The sequence below is a fragment of the Helicobacter bilis genome, assembly GCF_900198365.1.
Classification (GTDB): domain Bacteria; phylum Campylobacterota; class Campylobacteria; order Campylobacterales; family Helicobacteraceae; genus Helicobacter_A; species Helicobacter_A bilis_B.
On the sequence record NZ_FZMS01000005.1, the window covers coordinates 1 to 8,398 of the forward strand.

An 8,398-nucleotide genomic window follows, 5' to 3' on the forward strand; every position below is an offset into this window, starting at 1 on the left:
ACTTTTACTATTTTTAGAATACAAAACAATACAGACTTTTTGCTTATATTTCCATAAGTTTATGTTAAGTTGCCCATATTGCTAAAATTATACAACCTATTAGGTCGGAGAAAATGATGAGAAAAATTGTAACTAGACTCCAAATAGTTATGCTACCTTGTCTGCAACCTGCTCACATTAAACATAATCTAAAAAGTTTAACCGCAGTTTTGCACTACATAAGTTTGGATTTTATTCAAGATTTTAAGCTCAAACCACAAATTCATAAATATAAAAACGCAAGAAATATATAGCACATTTTATATGAATGCTAGAGCATATTACTTCTTTTATTCTCTAATATGCTATCATTTACACTAAAAAGTTAAGGATCTTTATGTATATGAGACTAGTTTTTTTATGTTGCGTGAGTTTGTGTTTTATGGCGTGTTCTTCACTTGTGGTTAAGCCAGATAAGATAGCAAGCTATAATAATGGCGTAGCCATCATGCAGGATAAGCAGGAAAAAAGTAAGATTCAAATTGAAATTGCACAAGAGACAATCGGTGGCTTTGATAATGTGCCTTTAATATTGTATGTCGCTTTAGAAAATCTTAGTGATGAGATTTTACAATTTAGCACTGAAAATATCTCCATTGTGCTGAATGAGAAGACCATAAAACCATATAGCTTTCAAGCCCTATCACGCTCTAATTTCAGTCTCTCTCAAGCCCTATATGACTATGGCATAGAGACTACACCCCCAAATCTAAGAGTTAGTGATCCCTTTTTTAGTATGAATGCCTACCATATCCATCCTATGCCTTTTATGTTTGATAATGGCTTTTTTATGGCATATAGATTCTATGATTATTCATTTGCAAGGGCGAATTTTTATAATATGCAACTTGAATCTTTTAATGCAAGGAAATTTTTAATCTCACATTATTTGCGTAAAAATACACTACGAAAAAATGATGTTAAAGGTGGTTTTATACTTATCCCATATAAGAATCTAAAAGCTGGGGATATGTATATACAAGTAAGTGCTGGAAGTGAGATATATCGTTTCCTTGTGAAGTTATCAAAAAATTAGCAAGGAATTTTAGGCTACAACCCCTGCAATACAACCTCATAGATTCTATCGCAGTTTATATCATCGATATTGATGAGACTCTTTGTCTCATAAAAGTCAAGCATAAGCTGCTTTGACATAATAATGGGACTTGTAACACAGCTAGGACATGCAAAGAGAAATCCACGCGTAAGGGCTACAAACTCATGCAATAAAGCCCCACACGCAAAGCAGCTATCCTCTCTGTAAAGTCTGCCTTCAAACTCAAGCAAACTTGCATACATACTGCAAATAAGCCGCCTTGCATTCTGCCTGTGTAGCAACATAACGCTATGCTCCATTAACTCAAAATAAAAAGATTCTATCTGCTTTGTCTCATGTAAATGCCTATCAAGCAAGGCACAAAACTGCTGCCATACATACACCTTATCTAACTCAACTTCATAGGGCTTTGGCAAATGTGTCAAATTGCGTAACTTTGGTATATGCACCCCTTGATACTCTATCTCAAAATCGATTTTTCGCCCTGTATAAAGGATATTATGCCTTGCTCCATAGAATCTATAAAGTGTGTGATAATGCCCTTGTGTCAGCACTTTTACAATCACATCTTCTCTAATGCTTTTGGTGATTTTAAGGATAAAGCCCTGCATTACTCTTGCTTTTGTGCGATGAGTAGAGATGAGACATTAGCACTATAACTTTTTGCAAAGAGTATTGGCATACCACATGCTAAAAGCTCAGATTCTAAGCCCTCACGCGTAACGAATCTATCAATAGAATCTGGCAAATAACGATATGCCTTAAAATTACGAGAGATAAGCCCACCTACAATTGGCAAAATATTTTTTGTATAAAATTGCATGAGTTTTGAGAATACATTATGTTTATTTGGCGTGGTAAATTCTAAAATCACAAGCACACCATTTGGACGCAACACTCTGTAAAATTCCTTTAATGCTGCTTCTCTCTCCACAACATTACGCAAACCATAGGCAATGGATATAATATCTTTGCTACAAGATTCTAAAGGTAAATTATTTGCTTGTGCTACTTTAAACACTCCATGCGGAATCTTTTCTCTAGCTTGGTCTAGCATACCACTTGATGGATCAATGCCCTCAATACTTGCTATCTCTATGCCTAAATCCTTGCTAGATTGCTCCCAATGCAGCATCATATCGCCCGTGCCACAAGCTATATCTGCAATGTCTAGCTTTTGCTTATTAAGGATTTGAAAAGCTTCTTTGCATGCTTCCTTACGCCAACTTATATCAATCCCCATACTCATAACGCGATTGGTTGTATCATAGGTTTTTGCAATGTCATTAAACATGTTTATTATTTCATCTTGCTTTGAATCTTGTTTTATATTGAGTTCTTGTTTATTATTCATATCACTTTGCCTTTTTAGAATCTTTTTGTAATTTTAGCATGTTTTTATATGAAGTTTATTGGATAGCTATAATTTGGTTTTATGTAAATTTTTGTTATAATTCTGGCTTTGTATATAAATAATGTGCTATAAAAAGGATAAATATGTTTGAGACTTTGAGCAATGGCTTTCGTGGGGCGATTAATAAGATTAGATTCAGTGATGATGAAAAAGCACTCGATAAAGCCCTAGATGAATTAAAAAAAGCCCTATTAAAAAATGATGTATATCATAAAACAACTAAAGAGATTCTGCAAAAAACAAAGGATAAAACAAAGGCAAATGGCATAGGTAGGGATAGCTTTTTAAACGCGCTTAGTCAGTCTCTTTTAGAGATTTTGGAAGTGAGTGGAGTTTATGGCTTTACTTACGCACAAAAGCCGCCGACAAATATCCTTATGAGTGGTTTGCAAGGTAGCGGTAAAACAACGACTTGTGCAAAACTTGCAAACTATCTAAAAGCACGAAATAAGAAGGTTTTGCTTGTGCCTTGTGATTTGCAGAGATTAGCTGCAGTTACGCAGTTGAAGACATTGGGAGAACAGATTGAGACAGAGGTGTTTCACTCAGAATCTAATAATCCTGTTAGTGTGGCAAAAGAGGCGATGAAATACGCACAAGATGGGCTATTTGATGTTGTGATTTATGATACGGCAGGGCGATTAGCAATTGATGAGTCTTTAATGAGTGAATTAGCTGAGATTAAAAAAGCGATAAATCCGCATGATACTTTCTATGTTGCAGATTCTCTAAGTGGGCAAGATGGTGTGAGAACGGCACAAACTTTCCATGAAAAGATAGGTATTAGCGGTGTGATTTTAAGTAAGTTTGATAGTGATTCAAAAGGTGGTATCGCACTCTCCATTGCGTATCAAATCGGCATTCCCTTGCGTTTTATGGGTATGGGAGAAAAGATTGCTGACCTTGATTTATTTATGCCTGATAGGATTGTATCAAGGCTTATGGGTGCAGGGGATTTAACAAGTCTTGCAGAAAAAACAGCAAGTGTTATCAATCCAAAAGAAGCAAAAGATATTCATAAAAAGATTAAAAAGGGGACTTTTACCTTTACAGACTTTCTCAATCAAATTGAAAATGTCAAAAAGATGGGTTCAGTAAGCTCTCTCATGTCAATGATTCCGGGCATGGGTAATATGGCAAAATCACTCAAAGATGTGGATTTAGATAACTCCGAAGAGATTAAGATAATCCGCGCAATGGTAAATTCCATGACACCAAAAGAAAGAGAAAACCCAGACCTTTTAAATGGCTCAAGACGAAAGCGTATAGCACTTGGTAGCGGATTGCAAGTAAGCGATATTAATCGTGTATTAAAGCAATTTGACCAAGCAAGTAAATTTGCAAAGAAACTTAGCCAAAAAGGCGGAATACAAAGTCTTTTAGGTATGCTTTCACAAAATCAAATACCGCGTTAGTTTTTCATCTTTTAATAGAATCTTAGCAAGAGAATTTGTGGGGTTGGGATTTCGTTAGTTAGCCTTAGTAACTTGTGGTAGAAATACCACTCTTGCATGTTGAAAAAATAGGGTATAAAGCATATTGTATAATTTCACATTATTTTGAAAGTAAAGATTTCGCATGTGCTTTTGGTATGAAATAAGATGGAAAATCAATGGATTCTATACGCAGTAATTGCATATATTCCACAAAAAAAATACTACTCAAAATCAATAATGTGAATTTTGCATTTATAAATAATCGTTATATTAGGCAGATAAACTCACATATACACAAGAAAATAATATTGCAAATAAAGAATGTTCTAGAATCTACAAGTGTTTAATTTATTTACTAAAGATTCTCATATATTCTAATTTAATGCAGCTATCTTCTTCATAAAGCAATCCATGTTGCCTTGCGATTTTAGCTGCTTCTGTATTGTGCAATCCAAGTTGCACCCATATACAAGGGTTGTTTGCATTAAAAGTTTCTAGAATCTTGTCATTTTGAGCCATAGGCGAAAAATCTTTTTTAGATTCTGTATTAGATATTTCACTACGCTTAATATGATGACTATTAGAGTCTAGATTCTCTACCATTTGGGTGGGTGCAGGGCTTTGGGGTGCAAAATTTATAGAATCTAGTTTCCCTAGTTTAACGACTGAATGCTGATCGTTATAATTAGAATCTAAATCTCTAGCTATTTCACTTTGTCTAGCACAAGAATCTTTCATGCTAGATTCTAATCCCCATATTTCACAAATCTCACTTACAACCAAAGGTAATGCCTCGCTTTTTCTAAAAATGTCGATAATATCGCATTTCACACCTTTTCTAGCCATATCTATATATGCTTCTTTAAGCGAAGCGAAAGCCTTTTTGCCTAAAATCTCGCCACCTTTTGGGTAAATTGGGATTATATCATAGCCCTTTTCTAAGAGAAATGAGGCGACATGATAGCTTGGCTTACTTGTATCTGGGCTTAAGCCTACTATCATTATGGTTTTAGCATTTTGCAGAATCTCTCTTTTTATCTCATTGCTTAAATGCGTAGTTTTATTATCCATACTATCCCCTTTTATGAGTTTTCATATAATTTTAAGCAAATAATCTCGGGCAAAATGTTATATGAAAACTCATGCTAGATAGCACACAAAGGAAGTGGTTGTAATCCTTTGTGCTTTATTGCATACCAGATTCTATGTGAATTTATTGCGGATGAAGCTCTAAGTTGATAGAAATATCTACACTCTCGCCCATTGTAGCACCTGAAGTATCTTTGCCGATATTAAAATCCTTACGATTAATTGTAGCCTGCAGGGTAAGCCCAAAAATCTCTTTTTTAAGCATAGGGTGCTGTGCTGGTCCCTTTAGCTCACCTGTGAAAATTACCTTTTTTGTTACACCTCGAAGTGTCAAATCTGCCTCAACACGAATGCCATTTTTAGCTTTTGTGATTTTTGTCGCTTTAAGCATGCCTTTTGGATATACCCACGCATCAAAGTATTCCGCACCTAGCAAATGCCCATCTCTTTCCTCATTTCTTGTGTTGATAGAAGTAATGTCGATTTCACCATTAAGTTTTGTTAGCGTTTTTGCTTTTGGATCAATATCCACATTGCCACTAAATTTCGCAAAATTCCCATTCACATTTGCTACAACCATGTGTCCTATCTTAAAGTTAATCGCTGAATGACTCACATCAATCTTATATGGTGCAGCCTGCATACCAACAATAGCCAACGAACTTGCCACAATAGCACTAAGCACAATTTTTCTCATACATAGTCCTTTCAATATTATTCAGTCTTTAAGACTAAGAATGATTATATTCCTATAAGGTAAATATGATAAAGAAACAATATTACTTCGTTTCTAGATTCTAAATATCGTTACAAATACGACAAAATATTATTAAAAAGTAGCACCAGCCTGTATAAAGAATGCAGCACCCGGTGCCCTGTAATAGCTAAAATACTTTTGATTAAAAATATTTGTGGCATTAAAGGCAACTTCATAATGCTTTAAGAATCTATAACCAACTCTCACATCACCCAGCACATAGCCATCAGTCGCACTATATACACCACCGATTGTATCCTTATTATCCGCTCTGCTAAAAGGCTTACTCATCATTTCAATACCAAAACTCCCAAAAAATACAGAATCATCATAGGCAATCTGTGCGTAACCTAAATGCTCTGGTATGCCTGTGAGTTTTTTACCTTCTATGCTTTTATCCGCTGGATTTCTTAGCATGTCTGAATTTGTAAAGGTGTAGGTAAAAAGTAGTGAGAGATTATAGGGGAGATTCTGTTTGTAGGATAGCTCTAAGCCATTAATAAGGGCTAATCCACCATTTTTTAAGTAATTAGTATTACCTTCTAAATGATTATAGATAACATCACTCATAAAAGTATTAAAATAATATGCTTTTACTAAGCCTTGATATTGAGAAAAACTAAGCTTTTGTTCAAAGCCTATATCAAAGCTTGTGGCACTCTCTGGTTTTAGGTTTGGATTCCCAATGGTTGTGATACCATTATTTGTTTTATATGTGCTAAACATTTGGCTAAGCGTTGGTGCGCGAAATCCTTGTCCAACAGAAGCTTTTAGTGTGCTTGTATCATTTATATAGTAATTGAGTGTTGCTTTTGGAGAAATCTTATGCTTTGAGTTGTTTGTTACTTGCGAGTTAGTTTTTGTATAGTAGTCATACCCTAGCCAGTAGTCATATCGTAAACCCAAAGTCGTGCTTAAATATTTATTCCACTCGCTTCTAAGCTCTATAAAAACACCACTCATAAGGCTTTTGCCACCTTTTTTCTCTTTGGTATTGACATAGTTGCTGCCATTGCTAGAATAATTTGTCCAATCATTAAGGTTAAAGACAGACTCGTCCATACTTAGCTGCCTTGCTTGGAATCCTATCAGCAAATTCTGTCCTACATCAAAGATAGGGATATTTGTAAAAATATCTAAATTATTCGTTTGGAATCTATCTTTAGTTTGTGAACCGGGTCCGCCTGTAAGTGTAGTATTTGCATTTGTTTCACCACTTGCCCCACCATCTGGATTATTAAAATCTCTCCAGCCATCAATGCGTGAGTATCTCGCACTAAGCAATATATCATCAAAGTATTGCTTATATCCTACATAAAAGATATTTTGAGTAAATCTCTCTTGTCCTATACCGCGTCCAGCATACATAGGCATAGGGCGGTTTGCATTATTCCCACCACTACAACTACCATTGCTGCAAGTATTGCTATTATCCCCCCAGTATTCTTCTCCATTCTTACGCAAGAAAGTCGTATGGTCTTCATGTGTATAGCCATAGTAGTTAAACATAAGTCCAGAATCTAGCGTAATAGATTCTGTTAAATCATATTGAGCTTTGAGTTTTAAGTCATGTGTTTGATACTTTTGCTTTCCCATATCCCCTATTATTACAATATCTGTGCCTTGTGGATTCTTACTTGGTATGCCACCTGTTACGCCATTATTAAGAATGGTATCGCCTTTATACACCCACGCACTATCTGCTGCGTAACCATCTGTGGTGGTGAAACCATAACTTGCCTTAAGCTTTAGCTTATTATCAAAAAAGGTATCACCGATTGAGAGATAACCACGCACGAGATTCTCTTGAGCGGTATTTGGCACAAAAGGATTCCCATAGCCTATATTTGCTTTCAATTCAAACTTATTGGGCATAGCGGTAACGAAGTTTATAGCCCCACTCAACGCCCCGCTACCATAGAGATTTGAGAATGGACCGCGTATCACTTCCACTTGCTCTAAATCATCGGCATTCATCGCGGTTATCATTTTTGTATTATTATCCATATCATTTAGAATCACACCATCAAGCATAATCGTAGCCCCACTACTAACGCCCCGAATAGTAACCCCATCAAATGTATCCATGCCGCGACTTTTGCTTTGACGCAAACCCTCTATACCACGCAAAGTATCGCTAATCTTACTATTTGGTCGCATTTTGATAGATTCCTTATCTATTATGCTGACATTGCCGGGGGCTTCAGTAATTGTCGTTGGGATTCTTGTCGCTGTAACGGTTGCCGCTTTTGCTTGATAATGCTTTGTGTTAGAATCTTTTGAAGTCGTATTATCCGTAATATCTAGGCTATCTGCAAATAAAGATTCCATAAAAAGTAAGGTATAAGCACAAAATATACTTACATATAGCAACTTTTTACTGAATCTGTTTTTAATGAAATATTCTTTAATAGAACCTATTTGAGTAAAATCTAGCCTTGAAGAATATGAAGAAAATGGTGTATCATCATTATTTTTTGCTGTGATAGCCTTAGGGTTAAGTTGCATAGAAAAAGTATTTTCTTTGTTATCTTTTTTATATATATAGGTGTAAGAAAACATAGAGCCTTACCTTTATTAATAAAATTAAAAAGGTATTATTATAG

Annotated in this window: 7 protein-coding genes; 2 read left to right on the plus strand and 5 right to left on the minus strand. The window is 35.3% G+C overall.

The annotated features are described in order from the left end of the window. The first annotated feature begins 382 nt into the window (after positions 1 to 382). On the plus strand, positions 383 to 1,075 hold the full coding sequence (locus C6H08_RS00765; RefSeq protein WP_233708406.1) for a hypothetical protein: 693 nt from the start codon (positions 383 to 385) through the stop codon (positions 1,073 to 1,075). Between the two features lie 14 nt (positions 1,076 to 1,089). Here C6H08_RS00765 and recO read toward each other — a convergent pair whose 3' ends face one another. Together recO and ubiE are read right to left on the minus strand one after the other, a co-directional pair. After that, a complete protein-coding gene (recO, locus tag C6H08_RS00770; protein ID WP_034579260.1) occupies positions 1,090 to 1,707 on the minus strand; it encodes a recombination protein RecO in 618 nt (205 codons plus the stop codon). Continuing rightward, a complete protein-coding gene (ubiE, locus tag C6H08_RS00775) occupies positions 1,707 to 2,450 on the minus strand; it encodes a bifunctional demethylmenaquinone methyltransferase/2-methoxy-6-polyprenyl-1,4-benzoquinol methylase UbiE (protein ID WP_052092816.1) in 744 nt (247 codons plus the stop codon). The genes recO and ubiE overlap by 1 nt, the downstream gene beginning before the upstream one ends. Before the next feature lie 143 nt (positions 2,451 to 2,593). On the opposite strand from ubiE, the gene ffh reads away from it, so the two are divergent. Continuing rightward, positions 2,594 to 3,925, plus strand: coding sequence for a signal recognition particle protein (gene ffh, locus C6H08_RS00780; protein WP_034563691.1), 1,332 nt, complete (start codon positions 2,594 to 2,596; stop codon positions 3,923 to 3,925). Positions 3,926 to 4,294: 369 nt separating this feature from the next. Here ffh and C6H08_RS00785 read toward each other — a convergent pair whose 3' ends face one another. From C6H08_RS00785 to C6H08_RS00795, 3 genes are all read right to left on the minus strand, one after another. Next, a complete protein-coding gene (locus C6H08_RS00785) occupies positions 4,295 to 5,017 on the minus strand; it encodes a CoA-binding protein (RefSeq protein ID WP_034563695.1) in 723 nt (240 codons plus the stop codon). A 142-nt stretch (positions 5,018 to 5,159) separates the two neighbouring features. Beyond that, positions 5,160 to 5,732, minus strand: coding sequence for a YceI family protein (locus tag C6H08_RS00790; protein ID WP_034563697.1), 573 nt, complete (start codon positions 5,730 to 5,732; stop codon positions 5,160 to 5,162). Between the two features lie 132 nt (positions 5,733 to 5,864). After that, entirely contained in the window at positions 5,865 to 8,300 is a 2,436-nt protein-coding gene (locus tag C6H08_RS00795; RefSeq protein ID WP_233708407.1) for a TonB-dependent receptor, read from the minus strand. Positions 8,301 to 8,398: the final 98 nt, after the last annotated feature.

What these genes read in the sequence shown, in the direction of transcription:
- C6H08_RS00765 (WP_233708406.1), top strand. Translation starts at nt 383, where the DNA reads ATGAGACTAGTTTTTTTATGTTGCGTGAGTTTGTGTTTTATGGCGTGT.
- recO (WP_034579260.1), bottom strand. Translation starts at nt 1,707, where the DNA reads ATGCAGGGCTTTATCCTTAAAATCACCAAAAGCATTAGAGAAGATGTG.
- ubiE (WP_052092816.1), bottom strand. Translation starts at nt 2,450, where the DNA reads ATGAATAATAAACAAGAACTCAATATAAAACAAGATTCAAAGCAAGAT.
- ffh (WP_034563691.1), top strand. Translation starts at nt 2,594, where the DNA reads ATGTTTGAGACTTTGAGCAATGGCTTTCGTGGGGCGATTAATAAGATT.
- C6H08_RS00785 (WP_034563695.1), bottom strand. Translation starts at nt 5,017, where the DNA reads ATGGATAATAAAACTACGCATTTAAGCAATGAGATAAAAAGAGAGATT.
- C6H08_RS00790 (WP_034563697.1), bottom strand. Translation starts at nt 5,732, where the DNA reads ATGAGAAAAATTGTGCTTAGTGCTATTGTGGCAAGTTCGTTGGCTATT.
- C6H08_RS00795 (WP_233708407.1), bottom strand. Translation starts at nt 8,300, where the DNA reads ATGCAACTTAACCCTAAGGCTATCACAGCAAAAAATAATGATGATACA.